Source organism: Bacillus sp. N6 (genome assembly GCF_052805735.1).
Genome location: NZ_CM127843.1, coordinates 452688 through 471037, shown reverse-complemented (window position 1 = coordinate 471037; position 18350 = coordinate 452688). Strand labels below are relative to the sequence as shown.

At 34.8% G+C, this 18350-nt stretch carries 17 protein-coding genes and 1 pseudogene; 6 read left to right on the top strand and 12 right to left on the bottom strand.

All coding sequences use genetic code 11. The features are described from left to right. Nucleotide 1: 1 nt before the first annotated feature. The 3 genes from pdaA to ACUXVC_RS02400 all read right to left on the bottom strand — a co-directional run bounded on the left by pdaA (nucleotide 2) and on the right by ACUXVC_RS02400 (nucleotide 2819). A complete protein-coding gene (pdaA, locus tag ACUXVC_RS02410; protein ID WP_000875957.1) occupies nucleotides 2-784 on the bottom strand; it encodes a delta-lactam-biosynthetic de-N-acetylase in 783 nt (260 codons plus the stop codon). 125 nt (nucleotides 785-909) lie between these two features. After that, complete coding sequence (fumA, locus tag ACUXVC_RS02405; protein WP_000413530.1) at nucleotides 910-2430, bottom strand: class I fumarate hydratase; 1521 nt, start codon at nucleotides 2428-2430, stop codon at nucleotides 910-912. A gap of 206 nt (nucleotides 2431-2636) precedes the next feature. After that, the gene (locus tag ACUXVC_RS02400) at nucleotides 2637-2819 is read right to left on the bottom strand and encodes an SE1561 family protein (RefSeq protein ID WP_000513558.1); all 183 of its coding nucleotides are present in this window, start codon (nucleotides 2817-2819) and stop codon (nucleotides 2637-2639) included. Nucleotides 2820-3032: 213 nt separating this feature from the next. Here ACUXVC_RS02400 and yfkAB point away from each other — a divergent pair, with 213 nt between their 5' ends. Then, on the top strand, nucleotides 3033-4160 hold the full coding sequence (yfkAB, locus tag ACUXVC_RS02395) for a radical SAM/CxCxxxxC motif protein YfkAB (protein WP_000156022.1): 1128 nt from the start codon (nucleotides 3033-3035) through the stop codon (nucleotides 4158-4160). Nucleotides 4161-4195: 35 nt separating this feature from the next. On the opposite strand, the gene ACUXVC_RS02390 is transcribed toward yfkAB, so the two are convergent. Together ACUXVC_RS02390 and cax are read right to left on the bottom strand one after the other, a co-directional pair. Next, nucleotides 4196-4993 (bottom strand): YfkD famly protein, encoded by a 798-nt coding sequence (locus ACUXVC_RS02390; protein ID WP_002083605.1) that lies wholly within the window; start codon nucleotides 4991-4993, stop codon nucleotides 4196-4198. Between the two features lie 81 nt (nucleotides 4994-5074). Then, the gene (gene cax, locus ACUXVC_RS02385; protein ID WP_000482133.1) at nucleotides 5075-6130 is read right to left on the bottom strand and encodes a calcium/proton exchanger; all 1056 of its coding nucleotides are present in this window, start codon (nucleotides 6128-6130) and stop codon (nucleotides 5075-5077) included. Nucleotides 6131-6306: 176 nt separating this feature from the next. On the opposite strand from cax, the gene ACUXVC_RS02380 reads away from it, so the two are divergent. The 3 genes from ACUXVC_RS02380 (at nucleotide 6307) to ACUXVC_RS02370 (ending at nucleotide 7662) form a co-directional block, all read left to right on the top strand. Beyond that, nucleotides 6307-6723, top strand: a complete 417-nt coding sequence (locus ACUXVC_RS02380) for a pyridoxamine 5'-phosphate oxidase family protein (RefSeq protein ID WP_016083647.1) — start codon at nucleotides 6307-6309, stop codon at nucleotides 6721-6723. A gap of 154 nt (nucleotides 6724-6877) precedes the next feature. After that, the gene (locus tag ACUXVC_RS02375; protein ID WP_000817786.1) at nucleotides 6878-7024 is read left to right on the top strand and encodes a BH0509 family protein; all 147 of its coding nucleotides are present in this window, start codon (nucleotides 6878-6880) and stop codon (nucleotides 7022-7024) included. A 209-nt stretch (nucleotides 7025-7233) separates the two neighbouring features. Next, nucleotides 7234-7662 carry an EamA family transporter gene (locus ACUXVC_RS02370; RefSeq protein WP_000100295.1) on the top strand — a complete coding sequence of 143 codons (429 nt, stop codon included), beginning with the start codon at nucleotides 7234-7236 and terminating at the stop codon, nucleotides 7660-7662. Nucleotides 7663-7673: 11 nt separating this feature from the next. Here ACUXVC_RS02370 and ACUXVC_RS02365 read toward each other — a convergent pair whose 3' ends face one another. Beyond that, nucleotides 7674-8267: a DedA family protein gene (locus ACUXVC_RS02365; RefSeq protein WP_000434876.1), complete on the bottom strand. Its 594-nt coding sequence runs from the start codon at nucleotides 8265-8267 to the stop codon at nucleotides 7674-7676. Between the two features lie 475 nt (nucleotides 8268-8742). On the opposite strand from ACUXVC_RS02365, the gene ACUXVC_RS02360 reads away from it, so the two are divergent. After that, complete coding sequence (locus ACUXVC_RS02360; RefSeq protein WP_095691458.1) at nucleotides 8743-11505, top strand: tetratricopeptide repeat protein; 2763 nt, start codon at nucleotides 8743-8745, stop codon at nucleotides 11503-11505. A 36-nt stretch (nucleotides 11506-11541) separates the two neighbouring features. Here ACUXVC_RS02360 and lepB read toward each other — a convergent pair whose 3' ends face one another. The 3 genes from lepB to ACUXVC_RS02345 all read right to left on the bottom strand — a co-directional run bounded on the left by lepB (nucleotide 11542) and on the right by ACUXVC_RS02345 (nucleotide 14007). Beyond that, nucleotides 11542-12078: a signal peptidase I gene (gene lepB / locus ACUXVC_RS02355; RefSeq protein ID WP_000983310.1), complete on the bottom strand. Its 537-nt coding sequence runs from the start codon at nucleotides 12076-12078 to the stop codon at nucleotides 11542-11544. 177 nt (nucleotides 12079-12255) lie between these two features. Next, nucleotides 12256-12936, bottom strand: a complete 681-nt coding sequence (locus tag ACUXVC_RS02350; RefSeq protein WP_001051080.1) for a lysoplasmalogenase — start codon at nucleotides 12934-12936, stop codon at nucleotides 12256-12258. A 120-nt stretch (nucleotides 12937-13056) separates the two neighbouring features. Beyond that, on the bottom strand, nucleotides 13057-14007 hold the full coding sequence (locus tag ACUXVC_RS02345; protein ID WP_063546354.1) for a DMT family transporter: 951 nt from the start codon (nucleotides 14005-14007) through the stop codon (nucleotides 13057-13059). Nucleotides 14008-14278: 271 nt separating this feature from the next. On the opposite strand from ACUXVC_RS02345, the gene ACUXVC_RS02340 reads away from it, so the two are divergent. Next, nucleotides 14279-16204: a heavy metal translocating P-type ATPase gene (locus ACUXVC_RS02340; RefSeq protein ID WP_088024143.1), complete on the top strand. Its 1926-nt coding sequence runs from the start codon at nucleotides 14279-14281 to the stop codon at nucleotides 16202-16204. A gap of 186 nt (nucleotides 16205-16390) precedes the next feature. Here ACUXVC_RS02340 and ACUXVC_RS02335 read toward each other — a convergent pair whose 3' ends face one another. The 3 genes and pseudogenes from ACUXVC_RS02335 to ACUXVC_RS02325 all read right to left on the bottom strand — a co-directional run bounded on the left by ACUXVC_RS02335 (nucleotide 16391) and on the right by ACUXVC_RS02325 (nucleotide 18297). Further along, on the bottom strand, nucleotides 16391-17257 hold the full coding sequence (locus ACUXVC_RS02335) for a YihY/virulence factor BrkB family protein (RefSeq protein ID WP_001226536.1): 867 nt from the start codon (nucleotides 17255-17257) through the stop codon (nucleotides 16391-16393). A gap of 6 nt (nucleotides 17258-17263) precedes the next feature. Further along, nucleotides 17264-17779 (bottom strand): DUF4075 domain-containing protein, encoded by a 516-nt coding sequence (locus ACUXVC_RS02330; protein WP_001085387.1) that lies wholly within the window; start codon nucleotides 17777-17779, stop codon nucleotides 17264-17266. Between the two features lie 53 nt (nucleotides 17780-17832). Then, nucleotides 17833-18297, bottom strand: a pseudogene (locus ACUXVC_RS02325) (low molecular weight protein-tyrosine-phosphatase). Nucleotides 18298-18350: the final 53 nt, after the last annotated feature.

Sequence of the window (18350 nt, the reverse complement as noted above, 5' to 3'; positions counted from 1 at the left end):
CTTACGGTTGATTGCTTTTTACTAAGTCATCTAGACTTTTAAAATGATACCCTTTCTCGCGCAAATCATCAATGATTTTCGCAAGTGCTTCTGCATTATCTTTTGATATTGCATGAAGTAATAAAATAGATCCTGGGTGAATCATCGTCATAACATTATTATGCGCATATTGCCATCCTCTTTGCTGATCCACTTTCCAATCCAAAAATGCAAGTGACCAAAATACATTATAGTAGCCCATTTCTTTCGTAAGAGCTAACGTTCTTTCACTAAATACGCCGCGCGGAGGACGTACATATTTCACTTCTTTTTGCCCAGTTACTTTTTTAATTTCTTCCGTTACACTCGTCAATTCTTCACGAAGCTTCTCATCATTTACCGCTGTAAAATCAGGATGACTCCAAGAATGATTTCCAATAATGTGTCCTTCATCCTTCATTCTTAACAATAAATCTTTTTGTGTTTTAATGTAATGCCCCGTTACAAAGAAAGTTGCTGGTACTTTTTTCTCTTTTAATACATCTAAGATTTTCCCTGTGTATCCATTCTCATATCCATTATCAAATGTTAAATAAATATCTTTTTTCTTCGTATCTCCTAAATAAAACCCGCCATTTTTTTGCAGTAAATCCGTATATAACTTTCCTGCATCTGGTACTGTTTCATTTTTAGGACGCGGGATTCCCCAGTTATGTGGAGTATTTGTATAAGCCAATGCCGAAACTGGAACAAGTGCCATCATAATTGAAAAAATGAGACCGATATATAACCATTTATATTTCATAAATAGTCTCCTTTCCATATATAATCGTACCTGTAGTTTCTGTTTCCTTACTTACTTTCATGCTGTGCATGTTTTTCTATATATACCAAAAAATGCATCTCGAAAGATTCGAGATGCATTTTTGTTTATTTAAATACCGGCTCTTTAAAGCTCGCTAATTTTTCAAGTGATGTTTTATCAACATCTGCATGTAAACTATTACCATGAGAGTCCATCGTTACAACTGCTTTAAAACCTTCAATGCGTAAATGCCACATTGCTTCTGGAATACCAAATTGTAAGAAATCAACATCTTTCACTTCTTTAATACATTCAGCATAATATTGCGCCGCACCGCCAATTGCGTTTAAGTACACGCCGCCGTGTTCTTCTAAAGCCGCTAATGTTTTCGCACCCATACCGCCTTTTCCAATAACAGCGCGAATACCAAATTTCTTCATAATATCGCCTTGGTACGGTTCTTCACGAATACTTGTCGTTGGACCCGCCGCTTTAATTTGCCAATTGTCATTGTCATCTTTCACAACAACTGGACCACAGTGGTAAATAATTTGTCCATTTAAATCTACTGGACAATCATTATCCATTAAATGCTTATGGATTGCGTCACGACCTGTATACATCATGCCATTAATTGTTACAACATCACCAACGCGAAGTCCACGAATTTGCTCTTCTGTAATTGGTGCTTGTAATACAATCTCACGTTGCTCTGTTTTTTCTTGTGCTTCATGCTGAAGTGTATCTTCACCTTCTTGATATAACCAATCCATAATTTCACCTGTTTCAGGATGGATTGTTACACCTAGGCGGCGATATGCCCAGCAATTATACGCCACAGATACGTAGAAGCTAGCCGGCAGGCGGTTATACACGCCAATTTTACAGCCCAGTAAAGTTGTTTCTCCACCAAATCCCATTGTACCAATGCCAAGCTTATTCGCATTTTCTAATACGTACTCTTCAAGTTGTTGTAACTCTGGTACTGGATTGACATCATCTAATGTACGGAATAATTGATTTTTTGCTAATTCATAACCTGATGTGCGGTCTCCCCCGATACCAACACCAATTACACCAGCACTACATCCTTGACCTTGTGCCTGGTATACTGCATGAAGAAGGCATTTACGAATTCCTTCTAAATCACGGCCAGCTCGTCCAAGTCCTTCTAGTTCACACGGTAAGCTATATTGAATATTTTTATTCTCACAGCCACCACCTTTTAGGATTAAACGTGCATCAATATAATCTTTTTCCCATTGTTCAAACTTAATAACCGGTGTACCTGGTCCTAAATTATTTCCACTATTGTCTCCAAAAAGAGAGTCAACAGAATTTGGACGAAGTTTACCATCTTTTGTCGCCCGCTCAAGCGCATTATAGATAGCTTCCTTCAACTTTAATTGATTCACACCAACTGGTGTATAAATTTTAAACGTTGGCATCCCTGTATCTTGGCAAATCGGTGAGATGTTATCATCAGCCATTTTAATATTATTTGTAATTGTGCCAAGTGCCATCGCAGAACGAGTCCCTGCATTTTCTCGCTCTTTCGCTTGTTGAATCGCACGACGAACATCTTTCGGTAAGTTCGTTGACGTTTCAACAATTAGTTGATACATGCTTTCTTGAAGCTTTTCCATTGTTACTTCCCCCTCAATTGTGAACGCTACCAAAACGTTATGAGCTGAAAATTCCATTGTTATGCTCTTTAGCTTTTTATTTGTTTCACGCTATTAAAGCATAAATGAAATTTTTCACAACTTGATTATACCTCTTTTTCTATCGTCCTTCTATTATCCGCACAGAAAAAGGCTACCAAATTGGAATTGGCAGCCTTTTTAATATATTATTCGTCTTTTTTAAATTGCTCACATTTTAATTCTAATTCATCTAACATTGCAAGAAGACGATCTACATCTTCTAATTCTACTTCTTCAGGTTCAATTGTATCAATTACTTCAATGAACATATTTAAACGCTCTTTTAAATATACTAATTGTGTATCTTTATCTTGAATTGCTTTTCCCATGAAGGCACTCTCCTTTTAATTCGAGTTGCTTTTATTATACCGCAAAAATGATTGCTATGGGCATGAAATTTCATCAATTTTGTCACAGTCATCCACTATAATGTAAGCCCTCTCTCTTTTCACGCTAAAAAGTTTCACTTTATAAAAAGCACATATTCTTCTATTATAGAGAATGGACAAATTGTTATTTCAATAGTCAAAGGAGTATTTCATATGACGATATCACAAAAAATGAAGCCGATTACTCCTTCTTACGATCCATGGGAAGCGTATATGGACCTTGAAGAGTACGGCAAACTACTATTAACAAATGTTGAATTTACAACGACGACGTTATGCAATATGCGCTGTGAGCATTGCGCTGTTGGTTACACGTTACAGCCGAAAGACCCAAATCCGCTTCCGATGGATCTTTTATTAAAACGATTAGATGAGATTCCTCATTTACGTTCTTTAAGTATTACTGGCGGAGAACCTATGCTTTCAAAAAAATCCGTCGACAACTATGTAACACCACTCTTAAAATACGCCCATGAACGAGGCGTTCGCACTCAAATCAACTCTAACTTAACTATAGATTTAGCACGTTACGAACAAATTATTCCTTATTTAGACGTGTTGCATATCTCTCATAACTGGGGAACAATTGATGACTTCGTTGAAGGCGGATTTGCAATGATGGAGCGTAAACCTACTTACGAACAACGTGCAAAATTATTCGAAAGAATGATTACAAATAGTAAGGCTCTATCAGATGCAGGTGTACTTGTATCGGCCGAAACAATGTTAAACAAAAGAACTCTACCACATATTGAACATATTCACCGTCAAATCGTCGAAGAGATGGGCTGTAAACGTCATGAAGTTCACCCAATGTATCCAAGTGACTTCGCGAGTAATCTAGAGATTTTAACAAAAGCTGAAATTCGTGATGCTATTGAGCATTTACTAGAAATTCGTGATGAAAATGTATGGATGTTATTTGGAACGTTACCTTTCTATGCTTGTAGCGATGACGAGCGAGACATTGCCACATTTAAAAAATTACAAGAGAGCAAAAATGTCACTGTTCGTAATGATCCAGATGGCCGTTCTCGTTTAAATGTAAATATTTTCGATGGAAATATTATTGTGACGGACTTTGGTGATGTTCCACTTCTAGGAAACATACAAACAAACACATTACAAGAAGCATATGACAAATGGAGTGCTTCAAAAACAGCAAAATCATTAAGCTGTCACTGTCCTGCAGTAAAATGTCTTGGACCAAATGTTCTTGTAAAAAACAGCTACTATCCGACAGAAGATTTCTTATCAAAAACAGCAAACATTACATTATAAAAAAACGTCAGCTTATAAGCTGACGTTTTTTTATGTTATTGCGAGTGGGAAGAAGAAATGAATTTAAAAAATAAATGATCATGAATTGGAATCGCCGCTCCAATTCCTTGAGAAGTAATATTTTTCACAACAAGTCTTTTTTGATTTCCCTTTAATACAAGATACACTTCTCCAAATGTTACTTTTCCCTTTTCATTTACTGCTGGTGTATAAGCGTATAAATATCCGAGTTGACTCGGACTAATATTATACACACGCTCATGTCCAGTACCATAACCAATAGTTGTTTTAAACGAAAGGGGCAATTGTACTTTTTCAAGCGCTTTGAGAAGCATCATTTTTTTCACATCTGCAGCATCTTTCATATCTGCTGTTAAATCGCCTTCAACCGTCTTTTGTGTTTCTTGCTTATAGCGAAGTGGATATAAACGGTCTCCTCCGCGATTATCATACACATTTCGATTCACTTGTTTATATTCCCAATTAATCGATGTGTCTACTGATTCATAATGTAAAGCCCATTGACCTAAATAAATTTTTGCCCGGTACCCTACTGCAAGCGGCGCATTTGAAATTGTCGTTTCATTAAACATCCGAATTAAGTCTGGATTTTCAATTTTAATATTAGCTGTTTTCAATAGTTCTTGAGCAAACTTACTTGGCTGTAAACGTGGCAAATCTTGCGCATCATTTGGAAATGTATTGTCTTTTGAAATATTTAAAACAGATGAAGGCATTTTTGTTCCTACTGTTGTCTTTGCAAAACTCATGTTAGGAAATAATAAAATAAACGAGACCATAGTTGAAAGACATATGCTGTATACTCGTTTCACCTGTCTGGCTCCTTCCTATGTAAAGGTATATATACTACTTTGTTTATTGTTTTCTCTGAGCACAATTGTTATGCCTATTTTTCATAATAAATAAAAACCAATTCCCATAATGACATACGCCGCTAGTAAAGTGCCGCCTTCAAACCAGTTTGTATCTCCATCATTTGAAATCGCAATCGTTAAGAAAACAGCTGTAATCATAGATACAAGTTCTGGTATGGTAAATACTAAAGGCATCCTCTGCGCGAAGAACATAGATAGCAATACTAGTACAGGAGCAACAAACATGGCGATTTGTAATGTAGAACCTATTGCAATTTCGACTGCAATATTTACTTTATTTTTATAAGCCATAATAATTGCAGATGCATGTTCCGCTGCATTTCCAACAATTGCAACGATAATAACCCCTATAAATAATTCTGACCAACCAAATGATTTTGCAACAGTTTCAAAAGTATGCACGAGCGCCTCTGACACATAAGCTACTGCCAGTGTTGCTATCGCTAAAATAAGGAGTGCTTTCCCTTTCGACCACTCTGGCTCTTCTTCATGCGCTACTTCGTCACTTTTATGTTGATATACACCACGGTGCGTAACTAACTTAAATAGTAATGCAGCAAGGTACATGATAATCATAATAATAGAAACACCTATACTTAATTGATACGTCTTGCCAGCGTCCATCTTCATTGAAAAGATCTCTGGAATAACAAAGGCTACGACAACAGCAAATATTAATAAAGCTGAATTATGCCTTGCATCGTAAACGTTAAAGCTTTGCCTTTTATATTTAAGTCCACCTACAAAGAAGGATAGTCCTCCTACTAATAATAAATTTCCAAGTACAGAACCCGTTAAAGAAGCTAACACCACTTCAATTAACCCTGCTTGAAGTGCAAAAATTGAAATGATAAGTTCAACAGCATTACCGAAAGTAGCATTTAATAATCCGCCTATTCTAGGACCAGATACAATTGCTAAACTCTCTGTTGCTCTCCCCATAAAACCAGCTAACGCGATAATCGTAATACAATACACAGCGAACATAATTGTTTCTGGCCAATGAAGTGTTTTTCCAAGTACAGATAGTGGTACACCTATAAGTGCTACTATAAGAAATATTTTATTAAACATGCTTTTCACCCTTCCATCGTATGTATTTCTCCTCAATATTATTATTATTCTTCTCCTAACTTGTCCGATTTCATCACAATTACGTTTAAAAAATCATCTTGATGAAAAGAGTATGAAAGATACTTCATTCTTATTTTGACGAAGAAAACTACAAAGTATGAAAAGAGGCTAAAAGCATGCATTTAAAAGAAAAAATTGAAACTATTATATGCGGTCAACGAACTGGTGTATTATCTACTGTACGTGAAAATAAACCTCATAGTGCCTTTATGATGTTTTTCCACGAAGATTTTGTGTTATATATTGCAACAGATCGGAAATCAAAAAAGATAACAGATATTGAAAACAATCCTAATGTCCATGTATTACTCGGACGAGAAGGAAAAAAATTAGATGAAGATTATATTGAAGTTGAAGGGTTAGCTTCAATCGAGGAAGACTCGACATTAAAAAACAAGTTTTGGAATAATAGCTTAAAACGTTGGTTACTCGGTCCTGAAGACCCTAATTACGTATTGATAAAAATTAATCCCGACACAATTTATTACATCGATGGTGCCGGTACGACGGAGCCTGAGTTTTTACGACTATAAAATAAAACAAGCCCCCCTTAGGTGGGCTTGTTTTGTCGAAAAGTTCTTTTGAAAAAAACAATAAAATAGGTGGAACTTTCTAAAGATTCTGTTATATAATAGCATTAACTTAAATAAACTGTATTAAAACAGATTGAGAGGAGAAATAAAATTGATGAAGAGAGAAGAACGCAAAAACATGATTGAGTTTATTGAAAAGAAAAAAGGGATTGAGCGTGACGAATTACTGTTTATGACAGACGATGAAGTAGAACATATTTATAATGTAACGTACTTTTTATATGAGGAAATTGCAGAGTAGTATAATAATCCCCACCTTATTAAAAATATAAGGTGGGGATTATTTCGTTATTTAGCCCACTATTTGCGGGCAGTCAAACTCCCACCTTAAAATTCAGGTGGAACAAGAAGTTAAGTTGAAGTCGTGCTTCCTATAAACCTCAATTGCTTCAACTTTATACATGAGAATCATTTTCATGTATAATACTGTAAGATTGGAGGGATTTTACTATGAGTTCGTGGCTCTTGTTTGCACTATTATCAGCAATTGCTGCTGCCCTTGTATCGATTTTTGGAAAGTTTGGTTTAGACGGAATCGATGCAAACGTTGCAACAACAATTCGATCTATTATTATGGCATTATTTATGATAGGCGTTATTATCATACAAGGTAAATTTCAAAATATCGGCGACGTACTGCTAAATAAAAAAGCACTGCTATTTATCACATTAAGTGGGATTGCAGGTGCTTCGTCATGGCTATTTTATTTTCTTGCCCTCAAAACAGGAAAGGTTTCACAAGTAGCTCCTGTCGATAAATTAAGCGTCGTATTTTCTATCATTCTCGCTATGATTATACTCGGTGAAAAGTTAAACTTTATGACCGGCGTTGGTGTAGTCTTTATTACAGCTGGTGTATTATTTATTGCTTTCAGCTAAAAAAACCGCTATTAGCGGTTTTTCTTTTTCTTTATATAAAACCATACAACACATGTAACAACTGCTGAAATTAATAAAATCCATATTCCATAATGATGTAAACTATACTCAACGAAGCGCCACTTCTCGCCTAACTTCCAGCCAAGCCCAATAAAAACACTTATCCAAATGAGCGCACCACCGTAAGCGTACAAACAAAAACGCCAAAGTGTCAAATTTGATACCCCAGCAAAATATGCTGTTAAATGACGTACTCCCGGTATAAAATAACCAATCATTAAAAGAAATGGCCCATATTTTTCAAATAAAATATGTGTTTTTTCAATGTGATGTTCTTTAATTCTAATTTTCGGCCCATATTTCTTTAAAACAGGGAGCCCAAGTTTTAAACCTAATATGTAGCTTAACGTAATCCCTAACATCGCACCAGCCATCCCACTTAAAAAAGCAGCAGTTCCTGACATAACTCCTTTTGAAACATTATAACCAACAAAGGTCAATAAAAACTCGTCTGGTATCGGTAATCCGACAATCCCACCAGCCAAAGCTATAACAATTCCAAAATAGCCATAATGCGCGATTAACTCGCCAATATGTTGTTCCATTCGGAAGACACATCCTATGCACGATCGTTATTCCACATTGTACCCTTTCTATCTTTAAGGCAAACATGGTATACATATTCACTATACATTGTTTTTATAATGAACTCTACTTCTATTCTTTCCTTTAACAGAGATAAAGTGAAACTTTAATCAGTGGGAGTTTTGTAATTATTAACCTATGCCAATCTTGCTTCTACAGACATCCCGACTCCCACATAACTCACTTACATTCACTAATTTTGAGATTAGATTCTTACTGCCTGCAAATGTCCTGATAAAAAATAAAAATTCATATGCGTGTTTTTTTGTTACAATAAAGGAAAGTTACTTTTCGCAACGGTTTAACTCTCAAGAAAAATGATATATCTAGCAAAAACATAGTTTGGTCTATATAATCCAACTTCTACCTATTAAAAGAACATGAACCCTTTTACATACAACATCATTTTTCTAAATTATACAGGGGGGAACGAACATGACCATTGAAAATCAATTTATTCAAAAAGTTTACTATAAAACATTTTTAACAGAAGAAACTTCTACTCCTGCATCGGAAGTACTCGGTGAAGCATATATAAATGAATCTAAAAATGAATTCTCCAACATTTCTAATATTCGATTTGCTCAAGGTGAATTTTATTATCAAAATAAAGATTTTGAAGCAGCTATATTTAAATGGGAAAAAGTTAATAATACTCTTGCACTTTGGGCAACAAAAAATATTGCAGATGCTTATTTTGAACTAGGATTCCTACCAAAGGCAGAAGAAATTTATCAATCTATTCAAACAGAAGATACAACTCTTACGATGGAAGTTTCATTACAACTTCTTTCTCTTTATATCGAACAAGATCGTTTAGGACTTGCTTTTAAGACGATTAGTGAAGCTGTTGCATTCCAACCGGATTACCCAAACATTACTGCAATTGCACGTTCTTTCTATGAAAAACAAGAAGATTGGAACAACGCTATCGAACTAGCTGTTCAAGAAGGTATTCGAACACAATCTTTACACTGGTTTGATACATTAATAAATTACATAAACAAAGGATTTACTAAAAATATTAAGCCTGAATATTTCTATGAGTCTTTAAAAGCTCTATATGCTGTTGATCAAGCTCAATTTAAAGAACTTGTTATTGCTCTTTGGAATAGCTACCAACATGAATCCTTATACCTTCCTTGGATTCAAAGTATTAATCATTTATTCTTGCATATTGAAACAGACAATAATGACGATTGGAATGAAATTTCTACTCGCTATCAAGAAACATACTTTGCATTAATTACCGGAAATCATTTTATGCATGAATTAAACGGACTTGTACCAAATCTATTAACAAATTGGTTCAGTTTAACGAAAGCAAAAGATTCTCTAGTTGTCTCTGCAGCAGTATTAGCATGGAATGAAGTCTCACCTACAACCTTAGAATCATTACTCGTAAAAAGTGCTGGATCCTTACTTTCTAATACATCAGCTGAAGCAGATGTAAATATGGAAATAGTTTCTCATTTATTCGAAACAATCGCTGTATGGGCTGAGAAAAATGATGTAGATTTAAGTCATCAATTTACGCTACTCGTCCATGAACTATGTGATTTAAATGTCACACCACTACTAATAGCTGGAACTAGTGACCATGATAAAACATCATTTGTTAATTCAATATTAGGAGAGAACATCTTAACTGAAACTTTAACAACTCCTATTCTATTTAAAGACGCTAGTCAAACTGAAATAACAGAATTTACCGAGTTAGATATCAGAAATATCTCTAACCTTGATGAATTCCATCAAATAGCGGCTACATCTGCTCAGTCAGAACTTGAGAAAAAATGTATAGAAATTAAGCTACCAAGTAGATTTTTAAGAAAAAATAAGTTTACATTTCTTATTACACCATCCATTCAAGGACAATTGGATAAAAACAATGCATACTTTGAATACTTACAAGCAGCAGATAGCCTTGTTTACGTATTAAATTCTTCTTCACCATTGCATAGTGAAGAAATTGATACGTTAATTTATTTACGTGAACAAGTACCAAACTTACAAATTCACTTCGTATTACACACAAATAATACGACTACTAATGAAAAACTAATTAGTAAACTTAAAGTACATTTTCCAGATGCACAATTCTTCCCATACTCTCCTTCGCAAGAGAGTAGTCAGCAACTTGGGGATGTAACAGAATCTATTCTCTCTAATCTTGCAAAACGCGATATAGAAAAAGAACGTATAGAAAAGCTAATATGGTTTACGCAAAAGACAATTGCTTATCTCATAAATGAACGTGTGGAATTAGAAAATACATTAGTAAAATCCGTACGCTGGAATAAACACATCTCAGTGAAACTTACTGGATTTATTAATAACCTTACTGCTCTTGAAAAAGATAAAATTCGCTCTATTACCGAATCCTATCTTTTAACGAAAGAAGAAATTACACGAGATATACATTCTCAAATTCCTGAATTATTACAGAGCTGCTCTGATCTTGTTCAAGAAGATAGTGATTTCAAACTAGTTCATGAAGAATTAAATGCTGCAATGAATGAACGAGTTCAAAAGCATGTACAACAGGTACTTCTTCCTAAATTTACTGGGTCTATTCAAGAATGGATTGAAACAGCACATAATGAATTTATTCAAGCTCAAGCTTATTTAGATGAAATGAGTGAAACGTTTAATAAATTATATAAAGAAGAACGTATGAAACTTCCTTGCGATTTCAAATTATTAGATGATTGGAATCGAGATGTTGCACGAATGACAAATCGAATTACAGTAACGAACATCAATATTTTATTACGCTTTACACCGACACAGTTTTTCTTAAAAAGTGCCGGAAAATTATTTGGTAATATGCAAAAAAACCAATCTATGCTCGCCAACAAATATAAACAATATATTGAAACAGAAGACTATACAGAAATTGCTCACACAATTTCAAAACAATTCTTCCTACAATTTGAAGTATTTGAAGGTGCATTAGAACGTGATATCATGATGTTCTTTAAAGATCCACTTAACATATTGAAACAAAATGTAGATGCAGCTCAACTTGAGATAAAGGAAGACGAGCAAACATTAGCAACGCTAAGAAGCAATCCAGAAACATATCATGATCCTTTGGCGTTATTTAAACTCCAATTGCTACAACATAAATTCGTTTTAAGTACTACAAAGAAACATGAAAATATGTTTGTATCTAACGAATCTCCTACTGTTTAACAAAAAAACCAAGCAAACTAAAATTTGCTTGGTTTTTTACTTTATTATTTTCATATGTTCAAACGGATAATAAATGCCTGCTAACTTTCCTAATACATCTTCTCTATCAATAAAACCTAAACCATTTCTACTATCTTTACTTATTAAGCGATTATCTCCCATAACAAAAATCTTATTTTTAGGAACTGTAATCGGTCCAAAGTCCTCTGTTAAATTCATAAGTTTTTTTTCTGCTTGTTTTTTATTACTATCCAAATACTCTTCATCTTTCACTTCAGAATTTACATATAATTGATCATTTCTCATCTCAATTATATCTCCAGATAATCCAATCACTCTTTTGACATAAAAATTATCTGTTTTCACAACAATAATGTCTTCTCTCCCATAGCTTTCAAATTGTTTTGCTAACTTATTAACAATTACCTTATCTCCATCTTGCAACGTTGGCCTCATAGATGCTCCTTTTACAGTCGTAGGGAAAAACACAAAAATTTTCGCCAAAAACACCAATAAACATGCAATTGCAATAGTTCCAAAGAATTCACGCCAACGTTTTTTCTTTTGCATCATTTCACCATCTCATCATCTTTTTACTTTTATTATAAATAATACAACCGATATTTTTCTACAAAATTCTGAATCATAAAATTATAATATTAGAAATTTCAAAATGGTAATACTGATCAAATTAAACAAGCAAAAAAGATACTCTCAAAATAGTCTATTCACTATTTTGAGAGTATCTTTTTATAATCCCACATATACAATACACATTTGAGCAGCTACATATGTAAACCAAATCCAAAGTGGCTCATACTTCAATTTACGCCCTCCGATATCTGTCACGCCAATAATAAAATCAGAAATCACAAACAGTAAACCACCAAACGCTGGTATCCACCATATTCCTGTATTTTCATAATATAAGGCGAATGCAAAGCAAGCCATTCCTCCAACCCACAATCCGTAAATTAGAGCTCCTATCGTAAACAATTTATCCTGTTTATCATTTCGGATAAAGAAGAACCATCCTACAATTAGAAAGAGCCCATATACGAGTAAGCCAATCCAAAAACCATTCCACGAAATTCCTGTTTGCAAAAATGCTTTTACATAAAAACAATGAGCAAGAGCGAAAGTAACCATCCCACCAATTAACCTGTGACCAATTGGAATCAGCCCAGCCATAAACAAATCTCCCACAGTCGATAAAGTCATACCAAGTGCAACCCACGTACTATACTCTACAGATGGATCTTGTAACCATATCCAAATTGCACTACCTGTTAAAGAAAAACTAAGAATAAGACGGATTGCTAAAGGTAACGGCATATTATCTTTCGTTCTTTTTGTCTGCCGCATTGCATAAATTGCACCAATTAAAAAAAGAAGTATTTGCCCAATTAACACCACGTAAAGTAGATTCATAATATGTTCTCCTCAATAAATGCTTTTTGTATCTTTTTTCGTTACACTTAGTCTATTATCCTTTTTCTATAAAAAAAGAAGAACAGTACTGTTCTTCCATTGTAATCGCTTTTCTGCTTTCTATGCTACTTGTTTTTCTTTCTCTATTTTTTGCTTAGCTGGCGTCCGATTTACCACAATAATTCCCGCGGCTACACATGCTAAACCGAGTAACACAAATGAATGAATTGCTTCACCTAAAATCATGCTCGATAATAACACACCAAATACGGGTATAAAGAACATATACATAGATACTTTTCCAACCTTATTGTACTTCATAATTGTATTCCAAATGCAAAAACCAGCTGCAGATAAGAAAGATAAATAAATCAGCATAAGTAGTGCATGTAGACTAAATGTAAATGGCATTACTCCAACTTGTAAAGCCCCTATACATAATAATCCTATAGAACCAAACATCATTTGGTATGCTGTCATATAGCCAACATCTAACGTTTTACTACCTTCTTTCGCTAATATGTTTCCATATGAATACAGCATTGCTGCACTAAGAAGTAATAAGCTTCCGATTCCAAAATGAAATGATAAGCTACCATCACTCGGCACATTTACTAAAACGACGCCACAAAAGCCAATCGATACGCCAATTATTTTTCTCATATTGAGGGCATCATCTTTATATAAAAAATGGGCGAGTAAAATTTGAAAGAATGATGATGTCCCTGAAATGATAGCTCCTTCAATTCCCGAACTATAACTCATTCCAATATAAAAACAGATATATTGAAGAAACGTTTGGAATAAACCAATTTGTATTAACTGTTTCCCCGTTCCTTTTTTGAAGCTCATATCTTTTCCTAATACTTTAAAGAATAATAAGAGCATGAATCCAGATAAAAAGAAACGATAACCGGCAAATAATATTTGCTCTCCAACTTCTTGTGGTTGAATTCCAAGTTCAACATAACTTAATTTAATAAAAGGAAATGCGCTTCCCCATAAAAAAGTTGCTACTATTGCAGCAATAAATACGCCAATCGGATGGGTAAAAAATTTCTCTGTCTTCACTTGTTGTCTTCCTTTCCGACCTTTTTATGAACAATATTCATATATACCAAAGGAATTGCGAAAACACAAGTTTTCCGTTTATACTTGAAACAAAACCGTACCATCTCATAAAAACATATGATATACTATAGAATAATTACAACATAAGAACGATTAAAAACAGATTCAACAGAAATGCTGCTATCCATTATGGATGGCAGCTTTCGTCGTTTTATAGGGGTTTCGATTTTGATTATTTTTCTCAATAAGAATTCGGAAGGAGCGAGTAGTAATGAACTCAGAAGTAAAAACGTTACACGCAAAAGAAACAATTTCTCATCCCTCTTTATGGGACACATTAAAAAAACATTATGAACTTGTATTTGCAGTAGCATCTGGTATTTTTATTTTAGTTGGTTGGTTATTTACAAAGAACGATGCAATGAATGTAGGTATTACTTGCTATATCCTTGCTTATATAGTTGGTGGATATGCAAAAGCTAAAGAAGGCATTGAAGATACGATTGAAGAAAAAGAGCTAAATGTTGAAATGCTAATGCTCTTTGCAGCTATCGGTGCTGCAATTATTGGCTACTGGGCAGAAGGGGCTATTTTAATCTTCATCTTTGCACTCAGCGGTGCTATGGAATCTTATACGTTAAGTAAGAGCCAAAAAGAAATTTCCGCTCTTCTTGACTTACAACCTGAAGAAGCATTACGTATTTCCACCGGAACTGAGGAACGTGTTCCTGTTGGAGAGTTACAAATTAACGACATTATTTTAATTAAACCCGGTGAACGTGTTCCTGCTGACGGTACGATTCATAACGGTGAAACAAATATCGATGAGGCAGCAATCACAGGAGAACCTATTCCAAATGAGAAAAGACATGGCGATGAAGTATTTGCCGGTACTGTAAATTTACGTGGTGCTATCGAAGTTAAAATTACGAAGCCGAGCGATCAAACATTATTCCAAAAGATTATCCGTCTCGTCCAAAGTGCACAAAGTGAAAAATCACCATCACAACTATTCATCGAAAAGTTTGAAGGAACATACGTAAAAGGTGTACTACTCGTTGTTGCGCTTATGATGTTCGTTCCTCATTTCTTACTTGACTGGAGCTGGAATGAAACGTTTTATCGCGCTATGATCTTACTTGTAGTCGCATCTCCTTGTGCGCTCGTAGCTGCCATTACACCAGCTACGTTATCAGCCATTTCTAACGGAGCGAGAAACGGTATTCTCTTTAAAGGCGGTATACATTTAGAACGCCTTGCTTCTGTGAAAGCAATCGCGTTTGATAAAACAGGAACATTAACAGAAGGTAAACCTACCGTAACAGATGTATATGTTCGAGAAAATATAACAGAAAAAGAAGTACTTTCTATTACAGCATCAATTGAAAGTCACTCTACACATCCTTTAGCTGAATCCATTGTTAAATATGCACAACATGCGTACGACATTACTTTAAAAAAACCAGAAAAGGTTGAAGATGTAACTGGTTTTGGTCTAAAAGGAATATTGGAAAACAACGCTTATAAAATAGGTAAAGCTGATTTTATCGGTGAAGAAACAAAGACATTTCATAATGGTATTTCTGCCTCACTTGAAAAAGAAGGTAAAACTGTCGTTTATATTAGTGATGAGGGAGGCATTCTTGGACTTATCGCTTTAAAAGATACGCTTCGCCAAGAAACAATAGCTGCTATTCGTGATTTACAAAGCATTGGTGTCGAAGCAATTATGATTACTGGAGATAATGAAGAAACGGCAAAAGCAATTGCCTCTGAAAGTAATATAAAGGAATATTACGCATCATGCTTACCAGAAACAAAAGTTGAAACGATTAAAAAGTTAAAAGAAAAATACGGTACAGTAGCAATGGTCGGAGACGGTATAAATGATGCACCTGCACTAGCTACTGCTAGCATTGGTGTCGCAATGGGAGAAGGAACAGATGTAGCTTTAGAAACTGCAGATGTTGTACTGATGAAGAACGAACTATCTCGCCTTTCCCAAGCAATTCGTTTATCAAAACGAATGAACCGTATTGTGAAGCAAAACGTAATCTTTTCGCTAGTCGTTATTGCCATGCTAATTTGTTCAAACTTCTTGCAATTTTTAGCTCTTCCATTCGGTGTTATTGGCCATGAAGGAAGTACGATTCTTGTCATTTTGAATGGCTTACGATTACTAAAAGGAAGCAAATAAAACGGGTCCCTCATAGAGGACCCGTTTTTTTAGTGATAGCTATTATGACCGTTCGCACTGCTACTCGTTTTATGCTTTGGATGCGAACTGCTCTTTTGTTTATTATTACTTTTATTATTATGGTTCTTTTTATTATTACTCATGAAATATCCCCCCTGTTCCTTTTTATTATGGAACAAGAACTCATTATTCATTACGGGAATTATTGTCACCGGTTCTATAATGGTGGAGTAAACCATTAATTTCACCGCCAAGTAAAATTACCCATCCAGTTAAATAAAACCATAACATTAAAATAATGATACCACCGAGACCACCATATGTATTGGCGTAATTCGCAAACTTATCTACATAATAAGCAAATGAGTAAGACACCACAATCCATCCTACAGTAGCAAATAACGCCCCTGAAATAACTTCTCTTCTTTTTAACTTTCGATCTGGTGCAAATGTATATAAGAAACTAAACAAAGCAAATAGTACGAAGAAACTCGCTACTAATCGTGTAATGCTCCATACGAAAGAAAAACTATCTGATAAACCGAGTGCTTTAAACACTGCTGCTCCAATAACTTGTCCGAATACCGGAACAATTAACGCAAAGACAATCATAAAAATAATAGCTAATGTAAACACAATTGATAACGCTCTTGTTGTAATAAAAGAACGTGTTTCCTTCACGTCATAAGCGCGGTTAAAAGCATTCATAACCGCATTAACACCATTTGAGGCAAACCATAACATGGATAATAAACCAAATGATAATAAACCACCATTTTGCTGGTTTACAACTTTATCTACATTTACCTCAATTAAGTTCATTGCATCATCTGGTACATAAACCTCTAATAAACTAAGCACATCCTCTGTTTGAATGGGAATAAATCCAAGAAGCGTAATTAAGAAAACGAGCCCAGGAAAAATTGCAAGCAAGAAGAAATAAGCGAGCTGTGCTGCCAAGCCCGCTACATCATCGCGCATCGTCCGGTCATATAAATCTTTACCAAACGAATAAGTACGATTTCTTCTCACCTTTTCTAAAATTTTTCTCATATATGTTTAAACGCTTTTCTTCTCTTCTTTATCTTGCTTTAACTCAATGTACGCTTCAGTTTTTTTTTCCACTGCATTTGAGTCTTTTATAAATAATTCACGCGCTTCTTTCATACCACCATCTTCAGCAACTACTGGCTCTTCTTCTGCTTTCAGCTCATCTACCTTTGGAGATACAGCTTGAATTTCAATCGTTTCTGGCTTTTCTTCTGGCTCAACTTTTTTCTTACTAAAAATTTCTTTCGTTTCTTTTAACGTCTCTACAACAGATGGGGTTAATTTTTTAATTTCTGCTACTTTCGCTTTTACCACATTGAAATCAGCAAGTTCGCGTCCTTTATCTGTAACAGTTTGCACTTTTTCTTTGATCTTTGCATTTTCACCAATTTCAATCATCTTTGTTTTTGCTTTTTCTGCTGTATTTTTTACTTTTTCACGGTTTTCTTTCTTTAACATGGATACAGCTACACCTGCCGCTACACCAATCGCAATGTTTCGAGCAATATTATTTTTCTTTGCCATATTCCTTCACCCTTTCATTTCTTATGTTAGAAAGTATTTCTTTCTAAGCTTCCTCATATTCCTTGTTCATTTCGAATGAAAGCTAATAGCTTTGCACACCCTTCTGTTACAAGGTCATATACTTCTTGGAAATTCCCTGTATAGTAAGGGTCAGGAACGTCTGTCCAGCCACCGTCTGGAACAAAATCGGACAGCCTACCAATATAGCCTCCAGTTTTACCTAAACTTTTTAAATCTGCTATATTCTTGTTGTCCATGGCAATAATATAATCAAACTTTGTTAAGTCTTCTTTTTCTACTTGCCTTGCTTTAATTCCTTCAAAAGTGACTGCATTTTCTTTTTAAATTTTTTGTGTTCCTTTATGTGGCGGATGGCCAACATGCCAATCTCCAGTTCCTGCAGAATCAATGACAATTTTCTCTTCAAGTCCCTCTTTTACGACAAGATTTCGAAAAATCGCTTCTGCCATCGGAGAACGGCAAATGTTCCCAAGACAAACAAACAATACTTGAACCATGTTTTTGTTTCTTCCCTTCTTGGTGCATTTCTTCATATATACTTATAGTATAA